This is a genomic window from Paraburkholderia sp. BR10923 (assembly GCF_040948765.1).
Lineage (GTDB): Bacteria > Pseudomonadota > Gammaproteobacteria > Burkholderiales > Burkholderiaceae > Paraburkholderia > Paraburkholderia youngii.
The window spans coordinates 119,448-145,302 of record NZ_JBFPKO010000015.1 but is presented as its reverse complement, the minus strand read 5'-3'; the positions used below and the strand labels follow the sequence as shown (position 1 = coordinate 145,302).

At 64.0% G+C, this 25,855-nt stretch carries 28 protein-coding genes and 1 other RNA gene; 13 read left to right on the top strand and 16 right to left on the bottom strand.

What is annotated here, in order from left to right; translation table 11 throughout:
• Positions 1 to 3: 3 nt before the first annotated feature.
• The 4 genes from AB3X94_RS25665 (at position 4) to purH (ending at position 4,390) form a co-directional block, all read left to right on the top strand.
• Positions 4 to 1,275: a UbiH/UbiF/VisC/COQ6 family ubiquinone biosynthesis hydroxylase gene (locus AB3X94_RS25665; protein WP_368613076.1), complete on the top strand. Its 1,272-nt coding sequence runs from the start codon at positions 4 to 6 to the stop codon at positions 1,273 to 1,275.
• A gap of 186 nt (positions 1,276 to 1,461) precedes the next feature.
• Positions 1,462 to 2,538, top strand: a complete 1,077-nt coding sequence (gene dusB, locus AB3X94_RS25660; protein ID WP_176105088.1) for a tRNA dihydrouridine synthase DusB — start codon at positions 1,462 to 1,464, stop codon at positions 2,536 to 2,538.
• Positions 2,535 to 2,768 carry a Fis family transcriptional regulator gene (locus AB3X94_RS25655; RefSeq protein ID WP_013090496.1) on the top strand — a complete coding sequence of 78 codons (234 nt, stop codon included), beginning with the start codon at positions 2,535 to 2,537 and terminating at the stop codon, positions 2,766 to 2,768. The genes dusB and AB3X94_RS25655 overlap by 4 nt, the downstream gene beginning before the upstream one ends.
• 56 nt (positions 2,769 to 2,824) lie before the next feature.
• On the top strand, positions 2,825 to 4,390 hold the full coding sequence (gene purH, locus AB3X94_RS25650) for a bifunctional phosphoribosylaminoimidazolecarboxamide formyltransferase/IMP cyclohydrolase (protein ID WP_368613075.1): 1,566 nt from the start codon (positions 2,825 to 2,827) through the stop codon (positions 4,388 to 4,390).
• Between the two features lie 74 nt (positions 4,391 to 4,464).
• Here the strand turns inward: purH and AB3X94_RS25645 are convergent, their stop codons facing one another.
• Positions 4,465 to 4,704 carry a hypothetical protein gene (locus AB3X94_RS25645; protein WP_368613074.1) on the bottom strand — a complete coding sequence of 80 codons (240 nt, stop codon included), beginning with the start codon at positions 4,702 to 4,704 and terminating at the stop codon, positions 4,465 to 4,467.
• 131 nt (positions 4,705 to 4,835) lie between these two features.
• On the opposite strand from AB3X94_RS25645, the gene ruvC reads away from it, so the two are divergent.
• The 4 genes from ruvC (at position 4,836) to AB3X94_RS25625 (ending at position 8,138) form a co-directional block, all read left to right on the top strand.
• Positions 4,836 to 5,378 (top strand): crossover junction endodeoxyribonuclease RuvC, encoded by a 543-nt coding sequence (gene ruvC / locus AB3X94_RS25640; protein WP_008919621.1) that lies wholly within the window; start codon positions 4,836 to 4,838, stop codon positions 5,376 to 5,378.
• Positions 5,379 to 5,466: 88 nt separating this feature from the next.
• Positions 5,467 to 6,048, top strand: a complete 582-nt coding sequence (gene ruvA / locus AB3X94_RS25635; RefSeq protein ID WP_018421776.1) for a Holliday junction branch migration protein RuvA — start codon at positions 5,467 to 5,469, stop codon at positions 6,046 to 6,048.
• Positions 6,049 to 6,078: 30 nt separating this feature from the next.
• Positions 6,079 to 7,140: a Holliday junction branch migration DNA helicase RuvB gene (gene ruvB / locus AB3X94_RS25630; protein WP_013090500.1), complete on the top strand. Its 1,062-nt coding sequence runs from the start codon at positions 6,079 to 6,081 to the stop codon at positions 7,138 to 7,140.
• A gap of 23 nt (positions 7,141 to 7,163) precedes the next feature.
• Entirely contained in the window at positions 7,164 to 8,138 is a 975-nt protein-coding gene (locus AB3X94_RS25625) for an oxygenase MpaB family protein (RefSeq protein WP_176105085.1), read from the top strand.
• A gap of 36 nt (positions 8,139 to 8,174) precedes the next feature.
• On the opposite strand, the gene AB3X94_RS25620 is transcribed toward AB3X94_RS25625, so the two are convergent.
• The 3 genes from AB3X94_RS25620 to tyrS all read right to left on the bottom strand — a co-directional run bounded on the left by AB3X94_RS25620 (position 8,175) and on the right by tyrS (position 10,657).
• Positions 8,175 to 8,849 carry a histidine phosphatase family protein gene (locus AB3X94_RS25620; RefSeq protein WP_368613073.1) on the bottom strand — a complete coding sequence of 225 codons (675 nt, stop codon included), beginning with the start codon at positions 8,847 to 8,849 and terminating at the stop codon, positions 8,175 to 8,177.
• Between the two features lie 102 nt (positions 8,850 to 8,951).
• Complete coding sequence (gene dtd, locus AB3X94_RS25615) at positions 8,952 to 9,410, bottom strand: D-aminoacyl-tRNA deacylase (protein ID WP_176105083.1); 459 nt, start codon at positions 9,408 to 9,410, stop codon at positions 8,952 to 8,954.
• Positions 9,407 to 10,657: a tyrosine--tRNA ligase gene (gene tyrS, locus AB3X94_RS25610; protein ID WP_176105082.1), complete on the bottom strand. Its 1,251-nt coding sequence runs from the start codon at positions 10,655 to 10,657 to the stop codon at positions 9,407 to 9,409. Before tyrS ends, dtd begins: the two co-directional genes overlap by 4 nt.
• Before the next feature lie 179 nt (positions 10,658 to 10,836).
• Between tyrS and AB3X94_RS25605 the strand changes: the two genes are divergently transcribed.
• Complete coding sequence (locus tag AB3X94_RS25605) at positions 10,837 to 11,967, top strand: anhydro-N-acetylmuramic acid kinase (RefSeq protein ID WP_176110248.1); 1,131 nt, start codon at positions 10,837 to 10,839, stop codon at positions 11,965 to 11,967.
• Between the two features lie 123 nt (positions 11,968 to 12,090).
• On the opposite strand, the gene erpA is transcribed toward AB3X94_RS25605, so the two are convergent.
• The 3 genes from erpA to rplM all read right to left on the bottom strand — a co-directional run bounded on the left by erpA (position 12,091) and on the right by rplM (position 13,523).
• Positions 12,091 to 12,456, bottom strand: a complete 366-nt coding sequence (erpA, locus tag AB3X94_RS25600) for an iron-sulfur cluster insertion protein ErpA (protein ID WP_013090506.1) — start codon at positions 12,454 to 12,456, stop codon at positions 12,091 to 12,093.
• Positions 12,457 to 12,690: 234 nt separating this feature from the next.
• Positions 12,691 to 13,083, bottom strand: coding sequence for a 30S ribosomal protein S9 (rpsI, locus tag AB3X94_RS25595; RefSeq protein WP_013090507.1), 393 nt, complete (start codon positions 13,081 to 13,083; stop codon positions 12,691 to 12,693).
• A gap of 11 nt (positions 13,084 to 13,094) precedes the next feature.
• The gene (gene rplM, locus AB3X94_RS25590) at positions 13,095 to 13,523 is read right to left on the bottom strand and encodes a 50S ribosomal protein L13 (RefSeq protein WP_013090508.1); all 429 of its coding nucleotides are present in this window, start codon (positions 13,521 to 13,523) and stop codon (positions 13,095 to 13,097) included.
• 170 nt (positions 13,524 to 13,693) lie between these two features.
• Between rplM and AB3X94_RS25585 the strand changes: the two genes are divergently transcribed.
• Together AB3X94_RS25585 and AB3X94_RS25580 are read left to right on the top strand one after the other, a co-directional pair.
• Complete coding sequence (locus tag AB3X94_RS25585; protein ID WP_368613072.1) at positions 13,694 to 13,918, top strand: hypothetical protein; 225 nt, start codon at positions 13,694 to 13,696, stop codon at positions 13,916 to 13,918.
• Positions 13,919 to 14,160: 242 nt separating this feature from the next.
• Complete coding sequence (locus AB3X94_RS25580; RefSeq protein ID WP_026226035.1) at positions 14,161 to 14,583, top strand: OsmC family protein; 423 nt, start codon at positions 14,161 to 14,163, stop codon at positions 14,581 to 14,583.
• Positions 14,584 to 14,671: 88 nt separating this feature from the next.
• Here AB3X94_RS25580 and rnpB read toward each other — a convergent pair.
• The 3 genes from rnpB to pyrC all read right to left on the bottom strand — a co-directional run bounded on the left by rnpB (position 14,672) and on the right by pyrC (position 17,120).
• An RNA gene (gene rnpB, locus AB3X94_RS25575) (RNase P RNA component class A) lies at positions 14,672 to 15,085 on the bottom strand.
• 35 nt (positions 15,086 to 15,120) lie between these two features.
• Positions 15,121 to 16,047 carry a DUF3025 domain-containing protein gene (locus AB3X94_RS25570; protein ID WP_176105080.1) on the bottom strand — a complete coding sequence of 309 codons (927 nt, stop codon included), beginning with the start codon at positions 16,045 to 16,047 and terminating at the stop codon, positions 15,121 to 15,123.
• A gap of 11 nt (positions 16,048 to 16,058) precedes the next feature.
• Positions 16,059 to 17,120 (bottom strand): dihydroorotase, encoded by a 1,062-nt coding sequence (gene pyrC, locus AB3X94_RS25565; protein WP_176105079.1) that lies wholly within the window; start codon positions 17,118 to 17,120, stop codon positions 16,059 to 16,061.
• Between the two features lie 163 nt (positions 17,121 to 17,283).
• On the opposite strand from pyrC, the gene AB3X94_RS25560 reads away from it, so the two are divergent.
• Complete coding sequence (locus tag AB3X94_RS25560; protein WP_176105078.1) at positions 17,284 to 18,243, top strand: class II glutamine amidotransferase; 960 nt, start codon at positions 17,284 to 17,286, stop codon at positions 18,241 to 18,243.
• 102 nt (positions 18,244 to 18,345) lie between these two features.
• Here the strand turns inward: AB3X94_RS25560 and AB3X94_RS25555 are convergent, their stop codons facing one another.
• The 6 genes from AB3X94_RS25555 to AB3X94_RS25530 form a co-directional block, all read right to left on the bottom strand.
• Positions 18,346 to 19,071, bottom strand: coding sequence for an amino acid ABC transporter ATP-binding protein (locus tag AB3X94_RS25555; RefSeq protein WP_176105077.1), 726 nt, complete (start codon positions 19,069 to 19,071; stop codon positions 18,346 to 18,348).
• Entirely contained in the window at positions 19,068 to 19,745 is a 678-nt protein-coding gene (gltK, locus tag AB3X94_RS25550; protein ID WP_176105076.1) for a glutamate/aspartate ABC transporter permease GltK, read from the bottom strand. The genes AB3X94_RS25555 and gltK overlap by 4 nt, the downstream gene beginning before the upstream one ends.
• Positions 19,745 to 20,485, bottom strand: a complete 741-nt coding sequence (locus tag AB3X94_RS25545) for an amino acid ABC transporter permease (protein ID WP_176105075.1) — start codon at positions 20,483 to 20,485, stop codon at positions 19,745 to 19,747. Before AB3X94_RS25545 ends, gltK begins: the two co-directional genes overlap by 1 nt.
• Before the next feature lie 91 nt (positions 20,486 to 20,576).
• On the bottom strand, positions 20,577 to 21,470 hold the full coding sequence (locus AB3X94_RS25540) for a glutamate/aspartate ABC transporter substrate-binding protein (protein ID WP_176105074.1): 894 nt from the start codon (positions 21,468 to 21,470) through the stop codon (positions 20,577 to 20,579).
• A 283-nt stretch (positions 21,471 to 21,753) separates the two neighbouring features.
• Positions 21,754 to 23,076: a Glu/Leu/Phe/Val dehydrogenase gene (locus tag AB3X94_RS25535; RefSeq protein WP_176121823.1), complete on the bottom strand. Its 1,323-nt coding sequence runs from the start codon at positions 23,074 to 23,076 to the stop codon at positions 21,754 to 21,756.
• Positions 23,077 to 23,238: 162 nt separating this feature from the next.
• Complete coding sequence (locus AB3X94_RS25530; RefSeq protein ID WP_368613071.1) at positions 23,239 to 24,195, bottom strand: LysR family transcriptional regulator; 957 nt, start codon at positions 24,193 to 24,195, stop codon at positions 23,239 to 23,241.
• Positions 24,196 to 24,382: 187 nt separating this feature from the next.
• On the opposite strand from AB3X94_RS25530, the gene purB reads away from it, so the two are divergent.
• Entirely contained in the window at positions 24,383 to 25,771 is a 1,389-nt protein-coding gene (gene purB, locus AB3X94_RS25525) for an adenylosuccinate lyase (protein ID WP_176105071.1), read from the top strand.
• Positions 25,772 to 25,855 lie beyond the last annotated feature (84 nt).

The following is a 25,855-nucleotide window of genomic DNA, read 5'->3' as shown; positions in this document are numbered from 1 at the left end:
GCGATGAATGAAGCGTCTCCAGCGGCGGTGATCTTGAGGCCCGCCTCCCACCAGCAAGGGTTCGATTTCGATGTGACGATCGTCGGCGCCGGTCCGGTCGGCCTCGCGCTCGCCGGCTGGCTCGCGCGCCGCAGCGTGACGCGCGAGCTGAAGATCGCGCTCGTCGACGCGCGCGAGCCGGAAGACTCGATCGCCGATCCGCGCGCGATCGCGGTCTCGCACGGCAGCCGGATGATCCTCGAGCCGCTGCGCTGGCCGGCCGACGCCACCGCGATCGAGCGCATCCACGTGTCGCAGCGCGGTCATTTCGGCCGCACGCTGATCGATCATCGCGAGCACGGCCTGCCCGCGCTCGGCTACGTGCTGCGTTACGGCTCGATCGTGCATGGCCTCGCCGACGCCGTGCACGCGACGCCGGTCCATTGGTTCCGCTCGACGTCGGCCGGTGCGCCGGTTCAGGAGCTCGACGGCGTCACGCTGCCGATCGAAACCGCGGGCGTCGCGCGCCAGTTGCGCACGCGTATTCTGGTGAACGCCGAGGGCGGCCTGTTCGGCGACCAGAAGCACGCGAAAAACCCGAGCCGCGCCACGGGCGAAGACGCCGGCGCACGCAGCATCGGTAAAAATCACGCCGGCTCGCGCGACTACGGCCAGACCGCGTTGGTCGGCACGGTCACCGTGTCCGCACCGCAGCCGCACGTCGCATGGGAGCGCTTCACGTCGCAAGGCCCGATCGCGCTGCTGCCGATGGGCGGCGTGCGCGGCGCCGACTACGCGCTCGTCTGGTGCTGCGCGCCCGACGAAGCCGCGCGCCGCGCTCAGCTCTCCGACGAAGCGTTCCTGCGCGAGCTCGATGCCGCGTTCGGCGACCGCATGGGCCGCTTTACGCACATCAAGGGCCGTGCGTCGTTTCCGCTCGGTCTCAACACGGTCGACACGCTCGTGAACGGCCACATCGTCGCGATCGGCAATGCGGCGCAGACCTTGCATCCGGTGGCGGGCCAAGGCCTCAACCTGGGCCTGCGAGACGCGCACGCTCTCGCCGATGCGCTGTCGGCCGAGGGCCCGACACCGCTCGCGCTCGCCACTTTCGCGCAGCGCCGCGCGCTCGACCGGCGCCTGACGATCGGTTCGACCGACACGCTCGCGCGCCTGTTTACCATCGACTTCGCGCCGCTCGCGGTACTGCGCGGCCTCGCGCTGACCGCACTCGAATTCGTCCCGCCGGTGAAAACCGCGCTCGCCCGCCAGATGATGTTCGGCCAGCGCCGCTAAGGACGCAAAACGCCGCGCGGCTCTATGAGCCGCGCGACTTTCATAGAAGATTTAACAGGTTACGAGACCCGGTTCGCGAGTCCCGGCAACCCGTTAACGCTAAAATGGTGGTTTTCCCTCGCATTTCGCGCTGCGCCGGCCGTCACGATTGTCAAATCTGACCCGACGTCGGCGCACGCTCACGTCATGCCCATTCTCGGCCCCCACATTCTGCGCAATAACCTGTTCGTCGCCCCGATGGCCGGCGTGACCGACCGGCCGTTCCGCCAGCTGTGCAAACGGCTCGGCGCGGGCTACGCGGTGTCGGAAATGGTCGCGTCGAACGCTCAGTTGTGGAAAAGCGAAAAGACCATGCGCCGCGCGAATCACGAGGGCGAGGTCGAACCGATAGCGGTGCAGATCGCTGGCGCCGACCCGGACATGATGGCCGAGGCCGCCCGCTACAACGTCGCGAACGGCGCGCAGATCATCGACATCAACATGGGCTGCCCGGCCAAGAAGGTTTGCAACGTGGCAGCCGGCTCGGCGCTGCTGCAGAACGAACCGCTCGTGCAGCGCATTGTCGAGGCCGTCGTAAACGCGGTTGGCGTCGGGCCCGACGCGGTACCCGTCACGCTGAAAATCCGCACCGGCTGGAATCGCGAGAACAAAAACGCGCTGAACGTCGCGCGTCTCGCACAAGCCGCGGGCATTTCGATGCTGACCGTGCACGGCCGCACGCGCGCCGACCTGTACCACGGCGACGCCGAGTACGAAACCATCGCCGCCGTGAAAGCGGCGGTCAACATTCCGGTCGTCGCGAACGGCGACATCACGTCGCCGCAAAAGGCGCGCGAGGTGTTGGCCGCGACCGGCGCGGACGCGATCATGATCGGGCGGGCCGCGCAGGGTCGTCCGTGGCTGTTCCGCGAGATCGAACATTTCCTGCAAACGGGCGAGCTGCTGCCGCCGCCGCGCATCGACGAAATCCAGCAGGTGATGAACGAACATCTCGAAGATCACTACGCTTTTTACGGGGAATTTACCGGTGTCCGCACTGCGCGCAAGCACATCGGCTGGTACACTCGCGGCCTTTCCGGCGCCAACCTGTTCCGGCATCGCATGAATACGCTGGACACCACGCGCGAACAACTCCTCGCCGTCAACGAGTTCTTTGACGCGCAAAAGGCGATCTCAGACCGCCTCGTCTACGTCGACGAAGCGCCCGGCAACCCCGGGCTCGACAGCCAGGGCGAGGACAACACCGACCGACTAGCAGCATGAGCAAGAACAACATCGAACAATCTGTCCGCGACAGCCTGGATGTGTATTTTCAGGATCTCGACGGCTCCAATCCGCACGACGTCTACGACATGGTCATTTCATGCGTGGAAAAACCCTTGCTCGAAGTGGTGCTCGAGCAGGCCAACGGTAACCAGTCGCTGGCCGCCGAGTATCTCGGCATCAACCGCAATACGCTGCGCAAGAAGCTGCAACAACACGGTTTGCTGTAGCGCGTTGCAGTTTCTCGCGCCCTGCCACGTTTCCCCTTCGGCTTTTCGTCTTCATCATGATCAAGCAAGCGCTCATCTCCGTTTCCGACAAGTCCGGCATCGTCGACTTCGCCAAATCGCTGTCGGACCTTGGCATCAAGATCCTGTCGACCGGCGGCACCGCGAAACTGCTCGCGGACGCGGGCCTGTCCGTCACCGAAGTCGCCGACTACACGGGCTTCCCGGAAATGCTCGACGGGCGCGTGAAAACGCTGCATCCGAAGGTGCACGGGGGCATCCTCGCGCGCCGCGATCTGCCCGAGCATATGGCCGCGCTCGAGAAGCACGACATTCCGACCATCGACCTGCTGGTCGTGAACCTGTACCCGTTCGTGCAGACCGTGTCGAAGGAACAGTGCTCGCTCGAAGACGCGATCGAGAACATCGACATCGGCGGCCCGACGATGCTGCGCTCGGCCGCGAAGAATCATCGTGACGTGACGGTGGTGGTCGATCCGGCCGACTACGCGGTCGTGCTCGACGAAATGCGAGCGAACGGCAACACGGTGTCGTACAAGACGAACTTCCGTCTCGCGACCAAGGTGTACGCGCACACCGCACAGTACGACGGCGCGATCACGAACTACCTGACGAGCCTGACCGACGAGTTGCAGCACTCGTCGCGCAACGAGTACCCGGCCACCTTCAACATGGCGTTCAACAAGGTGCAGGACCTGCGCTACGGCGAAAACCCGCACCAGAGCGCAGCGTTCTACCGCGACCTGACCGTGCCGGACGGCGCGCTCGCGAACTACAACCAGTTGCAGGGCAAGGAACTGTCGTACAACAACATCGCCGACTCCGACGCGGCGTGGGAATGCGTGAAGACCTTCGACGTGCCGGCCTGCGTGATCGTCAAGCACGCGAATCCGTGCGGCGTTGCGGTGGGCGCGAACGCGCACGAAGCGTACTCGAAGGCGTTCCAGACCGACCCGACTTCGGCGTTCGGCGGCATCATCGCGTTCAACCGTGAAGTCGACGAAGCGGCGGCGCAAGCCGTTGCGAAGCAGTTCGTCGAAGTGCTGATCGCGCCGTCGTTCAGCGCCGAAGCGCGTCAGGTGTTCGCGGCGAAGCAGAACGTGCGTCTGCTCGAAATCGCGCTGGGCGAAGGCCACAACACTTTCGATCTGAAGCGCGTCGGTGGCGGCCTGCTGGTGCAGTCGCTCGACTCGAAGAACGTGCAGCCGCGCGAGTTGCGCGTCGTCACGAAGCGTCATCCGACGCCGAAGGAAATGGACGATTTGCTGTTCGCATGGCGTGTCGCGAAGTACGTGAAGTCGAACGCGATCGTGTTCTGCGCGAACGGCATGACGCTCGGCGTCGGCGCGGGTCAGATGAGCCGCGTGGACTCGGCGCGTATCGCGAGCATCAAGGCGCAGAACGCCGGCCTGACGCTGGCCGGTTCGGCGGTCGCATCGGACGCGTTCTTCCCGTTCCGCGACGGTCTCGACGTCGTGGTCGCTGCAGGCGCGACCTGCGTGATCCAGCCGGGTGGCTCGGTGCGCGACGACGAAGTGGTCATGGCCGCCGACGAGCACAACATCGCGATGGTGCTGACGGGCGTGCGTCACTTCCGTCATTGATCGGCTGAAGTTCGGTAGCTGAAAAAAGGCCCGGCGGGTTGTCCCGCCGGGCCTTTCGTTTTGCGGCGACGCGTTCAATCGTCCGGCTCTTTGCGGGCGTAACCGTCCCGCACTTGCGCATGCTGGCTGATGTACGTGCCCAAACCCTGGCCGCGCCGCGCGAGACGCTTCAGCACCGAGAGATGCTCGGCGCCGACACTTGCCTCTGTGTACCAATACACGACACCCGGCCGAAAGCGCACCTTGATGAAATCGTCGCCGATTTCATAGGCGTCGACGCCCGAGTCGCGGCTGAGATTGCGGTAGCGCTCCATTCCCGATCGCCCTCCTCGTGCAAAGCCTTTAGCAGTTTTTATTCCGCCAGGCATGCTGCCAGCGGTCCGCCGCACGCCGCGTTCGTTGTAGTATCGCAGGCACCTGGTTTTTATCGCTTGTGCGGCACTTCATGAGAATTCTCGGCATCGACCCCGGCCTGCGCGTGACCGGCTTCGGCGTGATCGAACAACACGGCCACACACTGCGCTACGTCGCGAGCGGCGTGATCCGCACCGCCGACGCCGATCTGCCGTCGCGGCTCGGCACCATCTTCGCAGGCATCTCGACGCTGATCCGCGAGCACGCGCCGGATCAGGCGGCGATCGAAAAAGTCTTCGTCAACGTCAATCCGCAGTCGACGCTGCTGCTCGGCCAGGCGCGCGGCGCCGCGATCTGCGGGCTCGTCGCGGGCGGCGTACCGGTCGCCGAATACACCGCGCTGCAGCTGAAGCAGTCAGTGGTCGGCTATGGCCGCGCGACCAAGGAGCAGATGCAGCAGATGGTCGTGCGGCTCTTGAGCCTGTCGGGCGTGCCGGGCACCGACGCCGCCGACGCGCTCGGCATGGCCATCTGCCATGCGCACGGCGGCTCGACGCTGAGCACGCTAGGCGGCATCGCACCGGCGCTCGCGAAGAAGGGTCTGCGGGTGCGGCGCGGGCGTCTGGTCGGCTAGCGCAACGTAGACACGCGATGCCGTTCGCGCCGCCGATCCGCTGCGCTACACTCGCGCATTCCCATCCGACTCTGAAAAGTAATCCGCCATGATCGGTCGCATCGCCGGCGTTCTGCTGGAAAAAAACCCGCCGCATCTGCTCGTCGACTGCAACGGCGTCGGCTATGAAGTGGACGTGCCAATGAGCACGTTCTACAACCTGCCGTCGACCGGCGAGCGCATCGTGCTGCTCACCCAGATGATCGTGCGCGAAGACGCGCATCTGCTGTACGGCTTCGGCACCGCGCAGGAACGCGCGACCTTCCGCGAGCTGCTGAAGATTTCCGGCATCGGCGCACGCATGGCGCTCGCGGTGCTGTCGGGCATGAGCGTCGCGGAGCTCGCGCAGACTGTCACGATGCAGGACGCCGCGCGCCTCACGCGTGTGCCGGGCATCGGCAAGAAGACCGCCGAGCGGCTGCTGCTCGAACTGAAGGGCAAGCTCGGCGCCGACCTCGGCGCAATGGCGGGCGCCGCGTCGCCATCCGACCATGCGTCGGACATCCTCAATGCGCTGCTCGCGCTCGGCTACTCGGAAAAAGAAGCGCTCGCGGCGATCAAGAACGTGCCGGCCGGCACGGGCGTGTCCGAGGGCATCAAGCTCGCACTGAAGGCGCTCTCGAAGGGCTGATGCGCGATCCGCGCGCGGTACAATGAGCGGATGATCGAAACCGACAAACTCGCCGCCGAGCGCATCATCGCGGCCACGCCCGTGTCGCCGAACGAAGAAGCGTTCGAACGCGCGCTGCGCCCGCGTCAGCTCGACGAATATGTCGGGCAGGAGAAAGTCCGCGGCCAGCTCGAAATCTTCATCGAGGCCGCGAAGCGCCGTTCCGAATCGCTCGACCACGTGTTGCTGTTCGGCCCGCCAGGCCTCGGCAAGACCACGCTCGCGCACATCATCGCGCGCGAGATGGGCGTCAATCTGCGGCAAACGTCGGGGCCGGTGCTCGAACGCGCCGGCGACCTCGCCGCGCTGCTCACCAATCTCGAAGCCAACGACGTGCTGTTCATCGACGAAATTCACCGGCTCTCACCGGTCGTCGAGGAAATCCTCTATCCGGCGCTCGAGGATTATCAGATCGACATCATGATCGGCGAAGGGCCCGCCGCGCGCAGCGTGAAGCTCGATCTGCAGCCGTTCACGCTGGTCGGCGCGACCACGCGCGCGGGCATGCTGACCAATCCGCTGCGCGACCGCTTCGGCATCGTCGCGCGACTCGAGTTCTACAACGCCGAGGAGCTCGCGCGCATCGTCACGCGTTCGGCCGCGCTGCTCGGCGCGCAGATCCATCCGGACGGTGCCTTCGAAATCGCCCGTCGCGCGCGCGGCACGCCGCGTATCGCGAACCGCCTGCTGCGGCGCGTGCGCGACTTCGCCGAAGTAAAGGCCGACGGCAACATCACCGCGCAGGTGGCCGACGCCGCGCTCAGCATGCTCGACGTCGACGCGGTCGGCTTCGACCTGATGGACCGCAAGCTGCTCGAAGCGATCCTGTACAAGTTCGACGGCGGCCCGGTCGGTGTCGACAATCTCGCGGCGGCGATCGGCGAGGAGCGCGACACGATCGAAGACGTGCTCGAGCCGTATCTGATCCAGCAGGGCTTCCTGCAGCGCACGCCGCGCGGCCGCGTCGCCACTCTGCTCACGTATAGGCACTTCGGGCTGGCCGCGCCGGATTCGTCGAGCGCGCTGCCGGGTCTGTGGAATTCAACGAATTGAGTCACACGACGAGGCCGACCAGGATGTCCGATCAGACCGAGCAACCCGGCCCTTCCAACCGTTCACCCGTCAATCCCGCCGGCGACCCGTCCGGCAATTTCGCGGCGCGCCTCACCCACCGCCTGCGCTCGAAACTCGCCGCGAGCGTCACCCATCTGACGACCGGTAGCGGACCGGTGCTCGATTACTCGTCGCCGCCGGGCGACCCCGGCCTGTTCGGGCCGCACTCCGTCTGCTGGAAAGTCCACGCCGACTTCACGTCGATGATGGCGGGCGGCATCAGCGCGCTGCTGCTGCAAGCGCTGCATCCGCTCGCGCTCGCGGGCGTGTGGGACCACTCGAGTTTTCGCACCGACATCCTGGGCCGGCTGCGTCGCACGGCGACGTTCATCGCCGGCACGACGTACGGCAGCAAGAGCGATGCGCTCGCGTTGATCGAGCGTGTGAAGCGCATTCATCTCGACGTGACCGGCGTCGCACCGGACGGCCAGTCGTATCGCGCAAGTGAGCCCGCGCTGCTGACGTGGGTGCACGTCGCGGAGGTGTCGAGCTTCATGACCGCGCATCTGCGCTATGTGAATCCGGTGCTGTCGGTCGCCGCGCAGGATCAATACTTCGCGGAAACCGCGCGCATCGCGGAAATGCTCGGCGCCGTCGATATTCCGCGCTCGCGCGCCGAGATCGAGGCCTACCTGCTCGCGATGCGGCCCGCCCTCGTCGCCAGCGAGCGCACGCGCGAAGTCGTCAGGATTCTGATGAACGCGCCGGCACCGAGCTTCGCGATGCGGCCCGCCGGCACGCTGATGCTCAACGCGGGCGTCGATCTGTTGCCCGACTGGGCGCAGTCGATGCTCGATCTGAATCGCTACGCGGTGCTGCGTCGAACTCTCGCACGGCCTGGCGTGCGGGTCGTCGCGCCGGTAATCCGCTGGGCGTTGATCAATGGCGTATCGAAGCGGGCGCGGCGGCGCGCGGCGGCGGTGCGGCGGCAGGATTGATCGCGCCGCGCGAGCCGGGCCATTGTCGGCTTCGGCTTACCGCTTCGACTGCGGTCCCTTCCTGAAACCGTCATCGTCGGCGCTGCCGGCTTCGAGATGCGATACGTCCGCCCACGTCACGATCGTCGCGCGATCGTTCCCGTAATCCACGACGTTCAGGCTGGTGTTCAGCAACGGGTAATTGCGCGGTGCGTCGAGCGGCATACTGGTTGCAAAACGGTGCACGCAGTCGAGCACGCCGCCATGCGTGACACACACGATGCGCCCACCCGGATGCGCGGCGACGAGCGGCTCGATCGCGTGCATGATGCGGTGGTAGAACACGCGGTGCGACTCGCCCCCGGGCGGCGCGAAGCCGGGATCACGGGTTTGCCACTGCGCGTATTCGTCGGGGAAACGTAGCGCGATCTCGTCGCTGTCATGGCCCTGGAACGCGCCGTACGAGCGCTCGCGCAAGTTCTCGCGCGATTGCAGCGGCAGGTCGAGCGCCTCGCCGATCGGCTGCGCGGTCTGCTGCGCGCGCTGCAGGTCGCTCGAATAGATCGCGTCGAGCCGCGCGCCCTGCTTCGCCTCGGCGACGAGGCGCTGCGCGAGACGTTGCGCCTGCGCGATGCCGGTCGTCGCGAGCGGAATGTCGATGTGGCCTTGAATGCGCTTGATGCGGTTCCAGTCGGTCTCGCCGTGCCGGATAAACAGGATCTGCGTCGTCATGAGAGAGAGGTGCCGTTCGCGGTTGTGTCCACGGCTATTGTCGCAAAAAGCGGCGGCGCGGCTCGCATGCCGCGACTGCGCGCTCGCACCGTTTGCGCTCTTTTACGCGTTGGTCTGCAACCAGAACGTGACCGGCCCGTCGTTGACAAGCGACACCTGCATCTCCGCGCCGAACTCACCGGTCTCGACGATCGGATGCTTGGCGCGCGCCGCCGTGACGAAGTAGTCGAACAGGCGCTTGCCCTCGTGGGGTGGCGCGGCCGGCGTGAAGCTCGGGCGCAGGCCGCTGTTGGTATCTGCCGCGAGCGTGAACTGCGACACCAGCAGCAGGCCGCCCGCGCGCCCTGTGCCGTCGAGATTTTGCACCGAGAGGTTCATCTTGCCGGCCGCGTCGCTGAACACGCGGTAGCCGAGCACCTTGGCGAGCAGTTTGTCGGCCACGGCCTCGGTGTCGCCGCGCTCCGCGCAGACGAGCGCGAGCAGGCCGGCGTCGATCGCGCCGGTTACCCGATCGGCGACGCGCACTTCGGCGCGCCGCACACGTTGGATCAGCGCGATCACGCCGTCAGCGTCACGCGTGCGAAGCGGCGCTTGCCGACCTGCACGACGTACTCGCCCGCTTCGACCTTCAGGCCTTTGTCGGACACCGCGGTGCCATCGATCTTCACGCCGCCCTGCTCGATGTTGCGCAGTGCCTCGCTCGTCGACGGCACGAGGTTCGCCTGCTTCAGCAGCTGGCCGATCGCAAGCGGTGCGCCCGCGAGCGTCACGGCCGGAATATCGTCGGGCACGCCGCCCTTCGCGCGATGATTGAAGTCCTCGAGCGCGCGCTCGGCATCCGCCTGCGAGTGGAAACGCGCAACGATTTCCTGGCCGAGCATCACCTTGAAGTCGCGCGGGTTACGGCCCGCCTCGGCCTCGCGCTTGAAGCCGGCGATTTCGTCCATCGGACGGAACGACAGCAACTCGAAGTAACGCCACATCAGCGTGTCGGAAATGCTCATCAGCTTGCCGAACATGTCGGTCGGCTTTTCGCTGATGCCGATGTAGTTGTTCTTCGACTTCGACATCTTTTCGACGCCGTCGAGCCCTTCGAGCAGCGGCATCGTCAGGATGCACTGCTGCTCCTGGCCGTACTGCTTCTGCAGCTCGCGACCGACCAGCAGGTTGAACTTCTGGTCCGTGCCGCCGAGTTCGAGGTCCGCGTTCAGCGCGACCGAGTCGTAGCCCTGCATCAGCGGGTACAGGAATTCGTGGATCGAGATCGGCACGCCGCCCTGGAAGCGCTTCGTGAAGTCCTCGCGCTCGAGAATGCGCGCGACCGTGTAGCGCGACGCGAGCTTGATCATGCCGTCGGCGCCGAGCGGCATCGACCATTCGCTGTTGTAGCGGATCTCGGTCTTGTCGCGGTCGAGCACGAGCGCGGCCTGCTCGAAGTAGGTTTTCGCGTTCGATTCGATCTGCTCGCGCGTGAGCGGCGGGCGGGTCGCGTTGCGCCCGGACGGGTCGCCGATCAGCGACGTGAAATCGCCGATCAGGAAAATCACCGTGTGGCCGAGGTCCTGCAACTGGCGCATCTTGTTCAGCACGACCGTGTGGCCGATGTGGATGTCGGGTGCAGTTGGATCGAGCCCGAGCTTGATGCGCAGCGGCGTGGCCGTCGCCGCGCTGCGCGCGAGTTTTTGCGCGAATTCGTCTTCGATCAGCAGTTCGTCGACGCCGCGCTTGGTCACGGCGAGCGCGTGACGGACTTCGTCGGTGATCGGGAAGGCGGAAGCGGGATTGGGCTGGGTGGACTCGGTGCTCATGCTGGAAACGTGAAGTCGCGAAAAAACAGGATTGTCCCATAGATGCGCGCCGCCGCGCCCACTGACACGCCCTGTGCGGCCCCGCGACGGGCGATTTCGTTGCGGCTCGCGTCACCTACGGCGTTTGCGCCGATAATCTGCTACAACGAATCGCAATGAACATCGACAGGAGCAGCGACGTGGCGCAAGATCCCGCAGACGGCATCTATTTCGGACTGATGTCGGGAACCAGCATGGACGGTGTGGACGGCGTCGCCGTCCGGTTTGCCACGGGGAAACCGCCCGAAGTGCTGGCCGAGGCGTTCGTCGGCTTTTCGGCCGGCATCCGCGAGGCGCTGTTCGCGCTGCAACAGCCGGGGGACAACGAGATTGAGCGCGAAGCGCTCGCCGCCAACGCGCTAGCGACGCGCTACACGGTGTGCTGCCACGATCTGCTGCGCGATAGCCGCGTATCGGCCGACGAGGTCCGTGCCATTGGCGTGCATGGGCAGACCGTGCGGCATCGGCCGGAAAAGGGCTATACGCGGCAGATCAACAACCCGGCGCTGCTCGCGGAGATGTTGCATATCGACGTGGTCGCCGATTTCCGCAGCCGCGACGTCGCGGCGGGCGGCCAGGGCGCGCCGCTCGTGCCCGCTTTTCACGCGACGATCTTCGGGGCGAAGAACGAAACGCGTGTCGTCTGCAATCTTGGCGGCATCAGCAACATCACGATCCTGAACGCGACCGGCGGGGTGCGCGGCTTCGACTGCGGCCCGGCGAACGCGCTGCTCGACGCTTGGGCCGAGCGCCATCTTGGCAAGCCATTCGACGAAAACGGTCATTTCGCGGCGAGCGGCCAGGTCGATCGCAAGCTGCTCAACGCACTGCTCGACGAGCCGTTCTTCGCCGAACAGCCGCCCAAGAGCACCGGCCGCGATCTGTTCAACACAGCATGGCTTGATGCGAAGCTCGAGCCGTTCGGCGCGCTCGCACCGGCCGACGTACAGGCGACGCTCGTCGCGCTGACCGCGGTGACGGTTGCGCGCGAGATCGAGCGGCATGCATCCGACGCGCGGGCCGTGTACGTGTGTGGCGGCGGCGCGCGCAATCCGGAGATCATGAAGGCGTTGCAGCAGGCGCTCGAAGACAGCGGCGTAAGCGGCGTGCCCGTGTTGACGACCGACGCGCTGGGCGTGCCGCCGAGCCAGGTCGAACCGCTCGCGTTCGCATGGCTCGCGATGCGCTGCATCGCGCGTCTGCCGGGCAGTCTGCCAAGCGTGACGGGGGCGTCCGCGGAGCGGGTTCTGGGGGCGATTTATCCGCGCTGATGAGAGGTCAAGGCGAAGAAACCGACGCCTTTTGCCGTCGCGCGCTGCTTCGGTGGCACGGAACCAATAAAAAAACGGGACCGAGGCCCCGTTTTCCCTGTGGTTTAATGAGCCTTTTACCGCTCAGACCGAAAACGACGAACCGCAACCGCAGGTCGTGGTCGCGTTCGGGTTCTTGATGACGAACTGCGCGCCGTTGATGTCATCCTTGTAGTCGATCTCTGCGCCGACCAGGTACTGGTAGCTCATCGAGTCGATCAGAAGCTGCACGCCGCTCTTGTTCATCACGGTGTCGTCTTCGTTGATCGCTTCGTCAAACGTGAAGCCGTACTGGAAGCCCGAGCAGCCGCCGCCCTGCACGAACACGCGCAGTTTGAGCTCCGGGTTGCCTTCCTCATCGATCAGTTGCTTGACCTTGTCCGCCGCTGCGTCGGTGAAGACGAAGGGGGCCGGCATCTCGGTCACGGGGGTGTCGGTGACTGCGTTCATTCGAACTCTCCAAAAAGCTTTAGCCGATATTGTAGGGCTGTTCCGGATATCGTGCTGATGCCCACAAAATCAATGGGTTCTTGTTGCAAGGTCGATGCAAGGCGAGCCGTTGCCGCTGAGCGAACGAGACCAGGCCGCGAACGCCAGCGAAGCATAAAAAAAGCCGCCTTCGCTCGTGGCGTTGGCGGCTTTTGCTGCAAACCGGCGTGAAGCCCCGGATTGCGCCCGAAACGATTAACGCTTCGAGAACTGCTTGCGGCGACGTGCCTTGTGGAAGCCGACCTTCTTACGTTCGACTTCACGAGCGTCACGCGTAACGAAGCCAGCGTTCGACAGTTGCGGCTTCAGCGTTGCGTCGTAGTCCATCAGAGCGCGGGTGATGCCGTGGCGAACCGCACCGGCTTGACCCGTTTCACCGCCACCGGTCACGTTGACCTTGATGTCGAACGTGGTGCCGTGGTTCGTGAGTTCCAGCGGCTGACGCACGATCATCAGCGACGTTTCGCGCGAGAAGTAGTCGGCGATGGGCTTGCCGTTCACAACGATGTCGCCCTTGCCTGCCTTGATGAACACGCGAGCGACGGCGCTCTTGCGGCGGCCCGTGCCGTAATTCCAGTTACCGATCATGTGGGCTCCCCTTAGATCTCGAGCGCCTTCGGCTGTTGTGCCGAATGCGGATGCGTTGCGTCAGCGTAGACCTTCAGCTTCTTGATCATCGCGTAGCCGAGCGGGCCCTTCGGCAGCATGCCCTTGACCGCCTTCTCGAGCGCGCGGCCCGGGAAGCGTTCCTGCATCTTGCCGAACGTCGTTTCATAGATACCGCCCGGGTAGCCCGAGTGACGGTAGTACTTCTTGTCGGTAACCTTGTTGCCCGTGACCTTCAGCTTGCCAGCATTGATAACGATGATGAAATCACCGGTGTCGACGTGGGGAGTGAATTCAGGCTTGTGCTTGCCGCGAAGACGGTGTGCCACTTCGCTGGCGACACGCCCGAGAACCTTATCCGTCGCGTCAATCACGTACCATTCGCGCGTCACCTCATGGGCTTTTGCGGAAAACGTCTTCATGATCGATCCAAAAAAATTGCTGCGCCCAATGTGTTCTTTCCTGCTTGTAATTTGCGCATCGAGGCGCGTGCAGGCTCTCCCTGGTTCTTCTTCCGCGGGCGCGGATGCGGAAAAGCCCTGAATTATAAAGGAATTTCTACTCGCAAGTCAAAACGTGCGATGCGCTCTCCATGAGCGGTCCGAAATCGGGGCAAAACGGCGGACAAAGCCAGGCGAAAAAAAACCCGAACAAGTGGTTCGGGTTTAATCCACCAAAGGAGGAGGTGGAGGAGACAGCGGAGGTTGCAGAACTGCTGCAACGATGGGTGGATTATAAGAGTGGCCCTTGTGCAACGCAAGAACATTTGCATTGCGAAATGCGATTTCATCATGTGGAATACTCGGTGTGCGACTAACGTTTGGAAAAACTCCTTTTGGATCAAGCACTAAGGGTGGAATAATTCGAACAGCAACAGATATCCCCTAGAGTAAAACCCCTAAACGGGGCGTGGGACCAGGAAATCGCCGGGTCCATTCCGCACCGCAGCAAGAAAGCAATCAGTGTGCATGGACACCGGCTGCGGTCGGCCTGAGCTAATTGTCAGACACCGGGCTACAATGCCGTCTCGACAAAGCGATGCGCGGTGGGAGTGACAGCATGGAATGCAAAGTAAGCTGGATGGGACAAGACGGGATGGCGTTCGCGGCCGAGACGGGCAGCGGTCATCTGGTGGCGATGGACGGCGCACCCGAGGGTGGCGGACGCAACCTCGCGCCGCGTCCGATGGAAATGGTGCTGCTCGGCACCGGCGGCTGCACCGCCTACGACGTCGTGATGATCCTGAAGAAGAGCCGCCAGGAGATCGCCGGCTGCTCGGTGACACTGAAGGCCGAGCGCGCAAGCGAAGATCCGAAAGTGTTCACGAAGATCCACTTCCACTTCACGGTGACGGGCAAGAATCTGAATCCGGCGACTGTCGAGCGCGCAATCAATCTGTCGCACGACAAATACTGTTCGGCGTCGATCATGATCGCGAAGACCGCCGAGCTCACGCATTCGTTCGACATCGTCGCGCTCTGAGCACGGTAGCGATGGCGGCCACGGCCGGCATCCGCGCCCCCAAATGAAAAAGCCGGCGTCCCAACGGACGCCGGCTTTTCTTATTCAGCGGCAAAGCAGGCCGATAAGCCGGATTCTGTGCGCACGCCGCGTCCGGAGACGCGACGCGCGTGGCAGCCATTCCTCTAGGCGCGCCATTACTGACGCGCTCAAGCTTCCTACCCGCAGACGAGACGGGGGCCCCGTCCTGCATCGCGAAGATGCGCGCCTGCCTACTTGGAATTGCTCCGGGTGGAGGTTACCGTGCCGGTCTGCCTTGCGACAGCCGCGGTGCGCTCTTACCGCACCGTTTCACCCTTACCTGATCCCGGCTTGCGCCGGGCCATCGGCGGTTTGCTTTCTGTTGCCCTGTTCCGCGTGTCGCCACGGATGGCCGTTAGCCATCACCCTGCCCTGTGGAGTCCGGACTTTCCTCGCCCTCGTTGGCCGAAGCCGTCGAGGCCGCGACTGCCTGGCCTGCTTTGCTGGCGCGGATTTTAACACCGAACGCAAAAGCGCCTAGCGGTTGCGCCGCCCCGCTCGGAACACGGTCGTGTCGTCGTAGAACGCGGGTGATTCGTTCTCGGGCCACCAGCCCGGAATGCCGAGCACCGGCAGCGGTGCGAACAGGCGGCTCGTCAAAGCGTCGGTGCCGAGCACCGCCGTGCTGACCACTTCATCGAGCCATGCGTCGCGCGCCGGGGTGTCCCAATCGAAATATTCGGCCGGAACGTCGACGATCCACGCATGGCCGGTGCAGCCCTTGAATGGCGCGATCAGCTTTTCCAGCAGCGCATGACCGAAGCAACGTACTTCGCAGGCGCGCCCCCATGCATCGCGCCGTGCGACGAACAGCGTTTGCCAGTCGAAACCACGTAGCGCGGCGCTCAGCGCAGGATCGGCGCAAGCGAACAGCAGCGCATTTTCGTCGAACAGAGTCAGCATGTCGCGCACGCCGCCACGCGTCGAGCCGACGCCGCGCACGTCGAGTTCCGCCGACTGGCGCGCGTTCAACGCCGCCTTGATGCGCGGAAAGGCGAACCACATCGAACCGTTGAAGAAGTCGTGCAGATTGTGGCGCGTCGGCACGCAACCGGTCGACGCGATATGCCCCTCGTACGCGGCGCCCGGTGGCAGATCGTCCTGCGCGATAAACGCGAGACGCTGGCCGCGGCCGGTGGTCTGTTGCATCTGGGCCGCGTCGGCATTCATCGCGGCGAGCAGGTCAGCGTAGCCGGTCAGCGCGGCTTGCTGCCAACGCTGACCGCGTGCGGCGAATTGCGCGAACCACGGCGCCGACCAGTCGATTGCGGCGAAGCCTGCTGGCACAGGCTCGGTTGCCATGCCGCGCGCAGCTTTGGCCGCGGCTTCATGCGCTAGCGCGAAGCCCGCGTTCGCCGCCACATCAATATTGGCAGTGCGCTGCCCCGCCTCACGCTCGGGCATCTGCCGTAGCCTCAAACGAGACGCCAGCCAATCGATTCGCCGCCGCGCAGCGGCACGACCGGCGTATCACCAGCCGGCAGCTCGGCCGGCAGCGTCCATTCCTCACGACGCAGCGTGATCTTCTCCGTATTGCGCGGCAGACGATAGAAGTCCGGCCCGTGAAAGCTCGCGAAGCCTTCGAGCTTGTCGAGCGCGCCGGCCTTGTCGAATGCCTCGGTGTAGAGCTCGAGCGCGTGCAGCGCGGTGTAGCAGCCCGCGCAGCCGCACGCGTGCTCCTTCAGTCCCTTCGGATGCGGCGCGCTGTCGGTGCCGAGGAAGAAACGCGGATCGCCCGAGGTCGCGGCCTCGACCAGCGCGACGCGATGCGTCTCGCGCTTGAGCACGGGCAGGCAGTAGTAATGCGGACGGATGCCGCCCTGGAAAATCGCATTGCGGTTGTACAGCAGATGGTGCGCGGTAATCGTAGCTCCTAGCAGTTCCGGCGCGACGCCCGCCTCGCGGACGTAGTCTGCCGCGTCCTTCGTCGTGATGTGCTCGAACACGACCTTCAGCGCCGGAAACGCCCGGCGCAGCGGCATCATCACGCGATCGATGAAGACCTTCTCGCGGTCGAACAGATCGATGTCCGAATCCGTCACCTCGCCGTGCACGAGCAGCGGCATGCCGACTTCCTGCATCACTTCCAGCGTATTCGCGCACTTCATCAGATCGGTGACGCCCGCGTCGGAGTTCGTCGTCGCGCCCGCCGGATAGAGCTTCACGCCGTGCACGAAGCCGCTCTCGCGCGCGCGGCGGATTTCGTCGGGCGGCGTGTTGTCGGTCAGGTACAGCGTCATCAGCGGCTCGAATTTCGCGCCCTCGGGAATCGCGGCGATGATGCGCTCGCGATACGCCCTCGCCATCCCGGTCGTCGTGACCGGCGGCTTCAGGTTCGGCATGATGATCGCGCGGCCGAACTGGCGCGCGGTGTCAGGCAGCACGGCCGCGAGCATCGCGCCGTCGCGCACGTGCAGGTGCCAGTCGTCCGGGCGGACCAGCGTGACGGAATCGGGGGAAACGTTGGAAGCAGTCATGGCAGGAATACGAGACTTCGCGCGCCTCGCTGATCGACCGGTCAAACCGCGTTGTAGCGGCCCAAACACGTGTCAATTTTGCTATTTGGCGTCTCCGGCTCGGTGATATGCTTGGAAAATCATCATTGTAACGGCTCGCTCCGTTCACAGGCTCACCTGCAACATGTGCCAACTTCTCGGAATGAACTGCGCCGCGCCGACGGACGTCACGTTTTCCTTTACCGGCTTTGCGGCGCGCGGCGGCGTCACCGATCACCACGCCGACGGCTGGGGCATCGCCTTCTTTGAAGACAAGGCCTGCCGCCTGTTCATCGATCATCAATCGTCGGCCACCTCGCCGATCGCCGAGATGGTCAAGCGCTACCCGATCAAATCGAAAAACACGATCGCGCACATCCGCAAGGCGACGCAAGGGCACATCCTGCTCGAAAACTGCCACCCGTTCATGCGCGAACTGTGGGGACGTCACTGGATCTTCGCGCATAACGGCGATCTGCAGGGCTACGCGCCGGAGTTGAACGGCGTGTATCAGCCGGTCGGCACGACCGACAGCGAACTCTCGTTCTGCGCGCTGCTGCAAGGTTTGCGCAAGGCTTTTCCGGGCACGCAGCAGCCGCCGCTTGACGAGCTGTTCGGCGCGCTCGAGGCGCTCACGCGTGAAATCACGCAATACGGCGTGTTCAATTTCCTGATGTCGAACGGCCAGGCGCTGTTTGCGCATTGCTCGACGCATCTGCATTACCTCGTGCGTCACTGGCCGTTTTCGACCGCGCATCTGGTCGACGCGGACGTATCGATCGACTTCGCCAAATACACGACACCCGAAGACCGCGTCGCCGTCATCGCGACCAAGCCGCTGACCGACAACGAAGTGTGGACCGCGTTCAAGCCCGGCGATCTGCTGATGTTCCGGCATGGCGAAGTGATCGGCCAGGCCAATATCCCGGTGCCGGACTCGGTGCTCGAAAAGCTGCGCAATCCGGCCCTCGATGCATCCGCATCGGCGACGACGATCGCGGCGTCGAACGGCGCGCAGCCGGTGAGCACGCGCGGAACCACGCTTTCGCCCGACAGCGAAACCGATCTCGAAGCCGCGGATGATGCGGCGGCGTTCGAGTCATGAACCGCTGACGTCGCCCTCAGCCAGGCAACAAAAAGCCGCTCCACGGAGCGGCTTTTTCTCATCCCCACACAAGCCTCGGCAACGAGGCCCGCGCAGCGAAGCTCAGTGCAGAATCTTCGCGAGAAAATCCTTCGCGCGATCCGACTTCGGATTCGCGAAAAAGTCTTCCTTGCGGTCGTCTTCGACGATCAAGCCCTTGTCCATGAAAATCACGCGATGCGCGACCTTCTTCGCAAAGCCCATTTCGTGCGTCACGCACATCATCGTCATGCCTTCCTGCGCGAGTTCGACCATCACGTCGAGCACTTCGTTGATCATCTCCGGGTCGAGCGCCGAAGTCGGCTCGTCGAACAGCATCGCGATCGGGTCCATGGACAGCGCTCGCGCAATCGCCACACGCTGCTGCTGACCACCGGACAGCTGCCCCGGATACTTGTCCGCATGCGCGCGCAGACCGACGCGATCGAGCAGCTTGAGGCCCTTCGCGGTCGCCTCGTCGTTCGAGCGGCCGAGCACCTTGACCTGCGCGAGCGTCAGGTTCTGCACGATAGACAGATGCGGGAACAGCTCGAAGTGCTGGAACACCATGCCGACCTTCGAGCGCAGCTTCGACAGATTGGTTTTCTTGTCGGTCAGCGACTGACCGTTGATGACGATCTCGCCCTTCTGGAACGGCTCGAGGCCGTTGACGGTCTTGATCAGCGTGGACTTGCCCGAGCCGGACGGCCCGCACACCACGACCACTTCGCCCTTCTTGACTTCCGTCGTGCAGTCGGTCAGCACCTGGAAATGGCCGTACCACTTCGAAACATTCTTGATAGAGATCATCTTGCGACCTTTTTCTGAAGACCTTTGACGAGGCTCGACGCGATCACGCAGATCACGAAATAAACCGCACCCGCGAACAGTACCATCTCGACATTCGTGCCGTCACGATCGCCAATATTCGTGGCCGTGCGGAAGAAGTCGGCAAGGCTGATCACGTACACGAGCGATGTATCCTGAAACAGCACGATCCCTTGCGTGAGCAGCAGCGGCACCATCGCGCGAAACGCCTGCGGCAGCACGATCAGACGCATTGCCTGCCCATAGGTCATGCCGAGCGCGAACGCCGCGTTGACCTGGCCGCGCGGCACCGCCTGAATGCCGGCGCGGATGATCTCCGAATAGTACGCAGCCTCGAACAGCGAGAACGCGACCATCGCCGAGGCGAGCCGGATGTCGATGTCGGCCGACAGACCGAGCACGCTTTGCAGCACCTGCGGCACGATCAGGAAGAACCACAGCAGCACCATCACGAGCGGGATCGAACGGAACAGCGTCACGTAGCCCTGCGCGAACCATGCGAGAGGCTTGACCGACGACAGTCGAAACATCGCGAGAATGGTGCCCCAGATGATGCCGAACACGATCGCGACGAGCGTGATCTTGAACGTGATGATCGCGCCGGTCCACAGCGTAGGCAGTGCACCCGGAATACCGCTCCAGTCGAAATGATGCATCACTTGCCTCCGATATAGCCGGGCAGCCGGGACTTCGCTTCGACCCAGCGCATCAGTAGCATCACGATCACGTTGATCAGCATGTATGCGACCGTGACGGCGATGAACGACTCGTAAGTTTGCGACGTGTAGTCGACCAGCTGACGCGCCTGCGCGGACAGATCGAGCAGACCGATCGTCGAGGCAACCGCTGAGTTCTTGAAGATGTTCAGAAACTCGGAGGTGAGCGGCGGCACGATGATCCGGTACGCGACCGGCAGCAGCACGTAGCGATACGTCTGCCATTGCGTGAAGCCCACCGCGAGACCGGCCGCGCGCTGGCCGCGCGGCAACGCGTTGATGCCCGAGCGCACCTGCTCGCACACCCGCGCGGCGGTGAAGAGGCCCAGACACACGATCGACGCCGAGAAGAACTGCGCGCTCGGCGGCAATTGCTTGAACCAGGTGCCGATCGACACGGGCAGCAGCTCCGGTATCACCAGATACCAGATGAAGAACTGCACGATCAGCGGAATGTTACGGAAAATCGCGACGTAGACGGTGCCGACGCCCGACGCCCATTTGTTCGGCACCGTGCGCAGCACACCGAACAGCGAGCCGACGATCAGCGCGATCACCCATGCCGACAGCGACACGGTGACCGTCACCCACAGCCCCGAGAGCAGCCAGCCCAGGTAGGTGGTCGGCTCGCCCGTGGAGACGGGACTCAGCAGAATGCCCCAGTTCCAGTGATATGACATGACCAAGACTCCGGCAAAAAGAAACGGAAGAAGCGCGTGGCCCCTTCCGTTCCGTTCAGCGTTTCGAAAGTGTCGAAAAAGCAGCTAGGGTTTAGTCGATTGCCTTGTCGTTCGGATTCTTGAACAGCGCACGCATGTCGTCGCTCATCGGGAAGTTCAGGTTCAGGCCCTTCGGCGGGATCGGCGATTCGAACCAGCGCTTGTAGATCGTTTCGCCTTCGCTCGACAATTGAACCTTCGCGATCGCGTCGTCGGCGACCTTCTTGAAGTCGGCGTCGTTCTTGCGCAGCATGCAGCCGTAAGCCTCACGCGATTGCGGCGTGCCGACGATCACGAAATCGTTCGGGTTGCTCGACTTGGCGCGCTCGCCGGCGAGCAGCGCGTCGTCCATCATGAACGCGGCGGCACGGCCCGTCGACAGCGTCAGGAACGACTCGCCGTGATCCTTCGCGCTGATGATGTTCATGCCCATGCTCTTGTCCTGGTTCATCTTGCGAAGCAGGCGCTCGGACGTGGTGCCGGCGGTCGTCACGACCGTCTTGCCCTTCAGGTCCGGGAAGTCCTTGATACCGGAATCTTTCTTGGTCATCAACCGCGTGCCGATCACGAAGATCGTGTTCGTGAAGGCAGCCTGTTGCTGGCGCTCGAGGTTGTTCGTGGTGGAGCCGCACTCGATGTCGACCGTGCCGTTCTGCACGAGCGGAATACGGTTCTGCGACGTGACCGGCACGAGCTTCACCTTCAGGTTCGGCATGTTCAGCTTCTGCTTGACGGCCTCGACGATCTTCATCGCGTAATCCTGCGAGTAGCCGATCACGTTCTGCTTGTCGTCGTAATACGAGAACGGAATCGACGACTCCCGATGGCCCAGCGAAATGACGCCGGTATCCTTGATCTTTTTCAGCGTCCCCGAGTCTTGCGCATGCGCGCCAACCGTAAACAATCCGAGAGTGGCGAGCAACAGTGCAGCTTTTTTAACCTTCATCTTGATCTCCTTGGCAAGAACCGGCGCCAGTGTAACAAAGTAATTTTTCTGAAAGTATTCCTATTAACCATGCTGTTGCGCGCACGCCGCGATGGGCCCGCGGCGCGGTCGCACAGCCGTTTCGCACATACGAGAAGGCGGGCGGCATCGATAGGATGCCGCCCGCCGGTCAAACACGCCGTCTTGTGGACCGCGCTGATGCACAAAATTTCGACGGTTTCGCCTCCCGGCCCGGATACCGGGCCGCCTCACCGCCGCTTCCAACAAGATAGGACAGGGTCCATCAGGGATACAAGCCGCGCATCTCGCGCGCTTGCAAAATCCGCTTACACGCGACGATGAACGCCGCCGTGCGCACCGACACGTTCTGCTCGCTCGAAACCTGCCACACCGCCGCGAACGCTTCGCGCATCACGCGCTCGAGGCGCTCGTTGATTTCGTCCTCGGTCCAGAAGAAGCTCGAAAAGTCCTGTACCCATTCGAAATATGACACTGTCACACCGCCCGCATTCGCGACCACGTCCGGAATCACGAGGATGCCGCGATCGTGCAGGATGTCGTCGGCCGCCGTGGTGGTCGGGCCGTTCGCGCCCTCGACGATGATCCTGGTCTTGATCTTGCCTGCGTTCTTTTCGGTGATCTGGTTTTCCAGTGCCGCCGGAATCAGGATGTCCGATTCGACGGTCCAGAACTCGTCAGCGGTGATCGCGTCGGCTTCAGGGAATCCGCCGACGCCGCCCTTCTTCGCGACGTAGTCGAGCAGCGCGACCGCGTCGATGCCGGTGGACTTGTACACCGAGCCGGTGTGGTCCTGCACCGCGACGACCTTCGCGCCCGCTTCCTGGAACAGACGCGCGGCGATGCCGCCGACGTTGCCGAAGCCCTGCACCGCAATACGCGCGCCTTCGATATCGAAACCGATGCGGCGAGCCGCTTCGCAGCCCACCACGAACACGCCGCGGCCGGTCGCCTCGCGGCGGCCGAGCGAGCCGCCGAGCGTGATCGGCTTGCCGGTCACGACGCCGGTGGCCGTCTGCCCCTGATTCATCGAGTACGTGTCCATCATCCACGCCATGATCTGCTCGTTCGTGTTGACGTCCGGCGCGGGGATGTCGGTATTCGGTCCGATGATGATGCCGATCTCGCTCGTGTAGCGGCGCGTCACACGCTCGAGCTCGCCGCGCGACAGCGTGCGCGGATCGACGCGGATGCCGCCTTTCGCGCCGCCGTACGGCACGTTCACCGCCGCGTTCTTCACCGACATCCACGCGGACAGCGCCATCACTTCGGAGAGCGTAACGTCCTGGTGATAACGTACACCGCCCTTGCCCGGACCGCGCGACACGTTGTGCTGCACGCGATAGCCCTCGAAGTGCGCGACCGTGCCGTTATCGAGTTCGATGGGCACGTCGACGACGAGAATGCGCTTCGGGCGCTTCAGGGTTTCGAGCCAGCGGGACAGCGAGCCGAGGTAGGGCGCGACGCGGTCGACCTGGCGCAAGTAGTTGCCCCAGGGGCCGAGATCTTCTTTGTTGAGGTAGGAGGGAACGGACTGCAACGTTGAGGCGGCTTGTGCCGATTCTGCGGCTTGTTGCTGGGATGACATGAACGCTCCGGCGTTTGATCGAGTACGGGCATTGTGGAAAAACGCCGTATTGAAATCCAATGCCGTTTCCTTATCCGGTTATGTTTTTCTTGCATAACGTTCCGAAAGCCGCAAATTCGCGTCGCGGCGACGCAGGTTCGAGCTTCAGTTTTATGCCGCGTTTCAGGCGGCGCTTTGCCGGAGTTCCTCCGACACCACGTCCCACAACTGCCGCACGAGGATCTGGCGCGCGTCGTCGCTTTTCGCGGCGAGCTTGTCGCGGTACAGGCGAATCTCCATGCTGAGCGTCAGCTGCCCTTCGGGTGTGCCGCGCGTCGCGCGATCGAGGCGGATCAGCCGGCCTTCGGCCACCGCATCTTCGACCGCGCTATGCGGCAGAAACGCGATGCCGTGACCCGCGAGCGCCATCGCTTTCAGCCCCTCTGCCATGTCGGTTTCGTAGAGCCGGTCGAGGTACAGGCGCTCCGGCGCGTTCGCGAGAATCACCTCGGTCATGCGCCCGAGGTACGCGTTCGGCGTGTACGACAGATACGGCGCTGGCGCGCCGGCCGAGCCAGGCAGCGTGTGACGCGGACGGCCCGCGCGGGCCGGCGCCGAGAACGGGCTGATCGGCTCGTGGCCGAGCGTCAGCATGTCGTAGCGCGCCGGATCGAGCGCGACCGGGTGGCTCGGATGGTGGTAGCCCATCATCAGATCGCAGCCGCCTTCGACCAGCGACAGCGCCGCATCGTGCACGTTCAGCGCGCGCAGCCGCGTGTGGATCGGGCCCATCTGCGCCTCGATGCGCTGCAGCCAGCGCGGAAAGTAAGTCAGCGACAGCGTGTGCGGGACCGCGAACTCGATCGTCGCCTGCGGCGTCGCCGTGTGGCCGCGCAGCAGCGCGCGCGCCTCGTGGAATTGCGACAGCATCGCGAGCGCCTGCTCGTTGAACACCTGCCCGGCCGCCGTGAGCCGCGTCGGATAAACAGAACGGTCGATCAGTTCCGTGCCGAGCCACGCTTCGAGCGCCTGGATGCGGCGCGAGAAAGCCGGCTGGGTGACGTGGCGCAGTTCGGCCGAGCGGCTGAAGCTACGTGTTTCCGCGAGCGAAATGAAGTCTTCGAGCCATTTCAGTTCCATGCGAGTGCGTTTGCCTGCGAGAGGGAAGAAGTCTGCATTCTAGCGGCGCGAAGTGCGGCCGACGCATCCGGACGGGCGCATCGCATCACAGTGGTAAAATCCACGGTTCCCTCCGTTTCCGATCCGCTCGCTGAGCGCTCAGTGCCTTAACCCGCGCCTCAACCTGCGCCTCAACCCGGTCCTCATCATGTCCGACACCCGCCCCGACACCCTGTTCGCGCTGAACGCGCTCTCCCCGCTCGACGGCCGCTATGCCGCCAAAACCGAAGCCCTGCGCGACTGGCTCTCGGAAGCCGCCTTCATGCGCAATCGCGTGACGGTCGAAATCCACTGGCTGATCGCGCTCTCGCGCGCCGGCTTCGCCGAAGTGCCGCGCTTCTCCGAGGCGTCCGAGCAGTTCCTGCTGCAATTGGCCGAGCGCTTCACCGCGCACGACGCCGCGCGCATCAAGGAAATCGAGCGCGTGACGAACCACGACGTGAAGGCCGTCGAATACTGGCTGAAGGAGTCGGTGAAGGGTCAGGAAGAACTGGAGCGCGCGAGCGAGTTCATTCACTTCGCGTGCACGTCGGAAGACATCAACAACACGTCGCACGGCCTGATGCTCGCCGGCGCGCGCGAACACGTGATCCTGCCGGCGCTGCGCTCGGTGCATCAACGCCTCATCGCGCTCGCGCATGCGCAAGCCGCCCAGCCGATGCTGTCGCGCACGCACGGCCAGCCGGCCAGCCCGACCACGCTCGGCAAGGAAATCGCCAACGTCGCCGCGCGTCTCGCACGCGCGATCGAGCGTATCGCCAAGGTCGAGCTGCTCGGCAAGATGAACGGCGCGGTCGGCAACTTCAACGCGCACCTGTCCGCGTATCCGGAGTTCGACTGGGAAGCGTTCTCGAAGGACGTCGTCGAGAATCGCCTGAAGCTCACCTTCAATCCGTACACGATCCAGATCGAGCCGCACGACTACATGGCCGAGCTGTTCGATGCGATCTCGCGCGCAAACACGATCCTGCTGGATCTCGACCGTGACGTGTGGGGCTACATCTCGCTCGGCTACTTCAAGCAGCGCACCAAGGCTGGGGAAATCGGCTCGTCGACGATGCCGCACAAGGTCAACCCGATCGACTTCGAAAACTCCGAAGGCAACCTCGGCCTCGCGAACGCGACGCTACGCCATCTCGCCGACAAGCTGCCGGTGTCGCGCTGGCAGCGCGACCTGACCGACTCGACGGTGCTGCGCAACATCGGCGTCGCCTTCGGCTACTCGCTGCTCGCGTACGACTCGCTGATCCGCGGCCTCGACAAGCTCGAAGTGAACGCACAACGTCTGAACGAAGACCTCGACAACTGCTGGGAAGTGCTGGCCGAGCCGGTGCAAACGGTGATGCGCCGTTACGGCATCGAGAATCCGTACGAGCAGCTGAAGGAACTCACGCGCGGCAAGGGCATCACGCGCGAGGCGCTGCAGAGCTTCATCGGCGGCCTGGCGATTCCGCAGGACGCGAAGGACCGTCTGCTCGAAATGACGCCCGGCTCGTACATCGGCAAGGCCGTCGACCTGGCGAAGCGGATCGCCTGATCGGCTGGTCCAGCTTCGGCTCATAGAAAAAGCCGCTCCGAGGAGCGGCTTTTTTTCGTCCCGCGTTCGAAACTGGAACGCGGG

Bases quoted from the DNA above. Each gene is read 5' to 3' on its own strand.
- AB3X94_RS25665 (WP_368613076.1), top strand. From the start codon at position 4: ATGAATGAAGCGTCTCCAGCGGCGGTGATCTTGAGGCCCGCCTCCCAC.
- dusB (WP_176105088.1), top strand. From the start codon at position 1,462: ATGCCCATTCTCGGCCCCCACATTCTGCGCAATAACCTGTTCGTCGCC.
- AB3X94_RS25655 (WP_013090496.1), top strand. From the start codon at position 2,535: ATGAGCAAGAACAACATCGAACAATCTGTCCGCGACAGCCTGGATGTG.
- purH (WP_368613075.1), top strand. From the start codon at position 2,825: ATGATCAAGCAAGCGCTCATCTCCGTTTCCGACAAGTCCGGCATCGTC.
- AB3X94_RS25645 (WP_368613074.1), bottom strand. From the start codon at position 4,704: ATGGAGCGCTACCGCAATCTCAGCCGCGACTCGGGCGTCGACGCCTAT.
- ruvC (WP_008919621.1), top strand. From the start codon at position 4,836: ATGAGAATTCTCGGCATCGACCCCGGCCTGCGCGTGACCGGCTTCGGC.
- ruvA (WP_018421776.1), top strand. From the start codon at position 5,467: ATGATCGGTCGCATCGCCGGCGTTCTGCTGGAAAAAAACCCGCCGCAT.
- ruvB (WP_013090500.1), top strand. From the start codon at position 6,079: ATGATCGAAACCGACAAACTCGCCGCCGAGCGCATCATCGCGGCCACG.
- AB3X94_RS25625 (WP_176105085.1), top strand. From the start codon at position 7,164: ATGTCCGATCAGACCGAGCAACCCGGCCCTTCCAACCGTTCACCCGTC.
- AB3X94_RS25620 (WP_368613073.1), bottom strand. From the start codon at position 8,849: ATGACGACGCAGATCCTGTTTATCCGGCACGGCGAGACCGACTGGAAC.
- tyrS (WP_176105082.1), bottom strand. From the start codon at position 10,657: ATGAGCACCGAGTCCACCCAGCCCAATCCCGCTTCCGCCTTCCCGATC.
- erpA (WP_013090506.1), bottom strand. From the start codon at position 12,456: ATGAACGCAGTCACCGACACCCCCGTGACCGAGATGCCGGCCCCCTTC.
- rpsI (WP_013090507.1), bottom strand. From the start codon at position 13,083: ATGATCGGTAACTGGAATTACGGCACGGGCCGCCGCAAGAGCGCCGTC.
- rplM (WP_013090508.1), bottom strand. From the start codon at position 13,523: ATGAAGACGTTTTCCGCAAAAGCCCATGAGGTGACGCGCGAATGGTAC.
- AB3X94_RS25585 (WP_368613072.1), top strand. From the start codon at position 13,694: ATGAGCGGTCCGAAATCGGGGCAAAACGGCGGACAAAGCCAGGCGAAA.
- AB3X94_RS25580 (WP_026226035.1), top strand. From the start codon at position 14,161: ATGGAATGCAAAGTAAGCTGGATGGGACAAGACGGGATGGCGTTCGCG.
- AB3X94_RS25570 (WP_176105080.1), bottom strand. From the start codon at position 16,047: ATGCCCGAGCGTGAGGCGGGGCAGCGCACTGCCAATATTGATGTGGCG.
- pyrC (WP_176105079.1), bottom strand. From the start codon at position 17,120: ATGACTGCTTCCAACGTTTCCCCCGATTCCGTCACGCTGGTCCGCCCG.
- AB3X94_RS25560 (WP_176105078.1), top strand. From the start codon at position 17,284: ATGTGCCAACTTCTCGGAATGAACTGCGCCGCGCCGACGGACGTCACG.
- AB3X94_RS25555 (WP_176105077.1), bottom strand. From the start codon at position 19,071: ATGATCTCTATCAAGAATGTTTCGAAGTGGTACGGCCATTTCCAGGTG.
- gltK (WP_176105076.1), bottom strand. From the start codon at position 19,745: ATGCATCATTTCGACTGGAGCGGTATTCCGGGTGCACTGCCTACGCTG.
- AB3X94_RS25545 (WP_176105075.1), bottom strand. From the start codon at position 20,485: ATGTCATATCACTGGAACTGGGGCATTCTGCTGAGTCCCGTCTCCACG.
- AB3X94_RS25540 (WP_176105074.1), bottom strand. From the start codon at position 21,470: ATGAAGGTTAAAAAAGCTGCACTGTTGCTCGCCACTCTCGGATTGTTT.
- AB3X94_RS25535 (WP_176121823.1), bottom strand. From the start codon at position 23,076: ATGTCATCCCAGCAACAAGCCGCAGAATCGGCACAAGCCGCCTCAACG.
- AB3X94_RS25530 (WP_368613071.1), bottom strand. From the start codon at position 24,195: ATGGAACTGAAATGGCTCGAAGACTTCATTTCGCTCGCGGAAACACGT.
- purB (WP_176105071.1), top strand. From the start codon at position 24,383: ATGTCCGACACCCGCCCCGACACCCTGTTCGCGCTGAACGCGCTCTCC.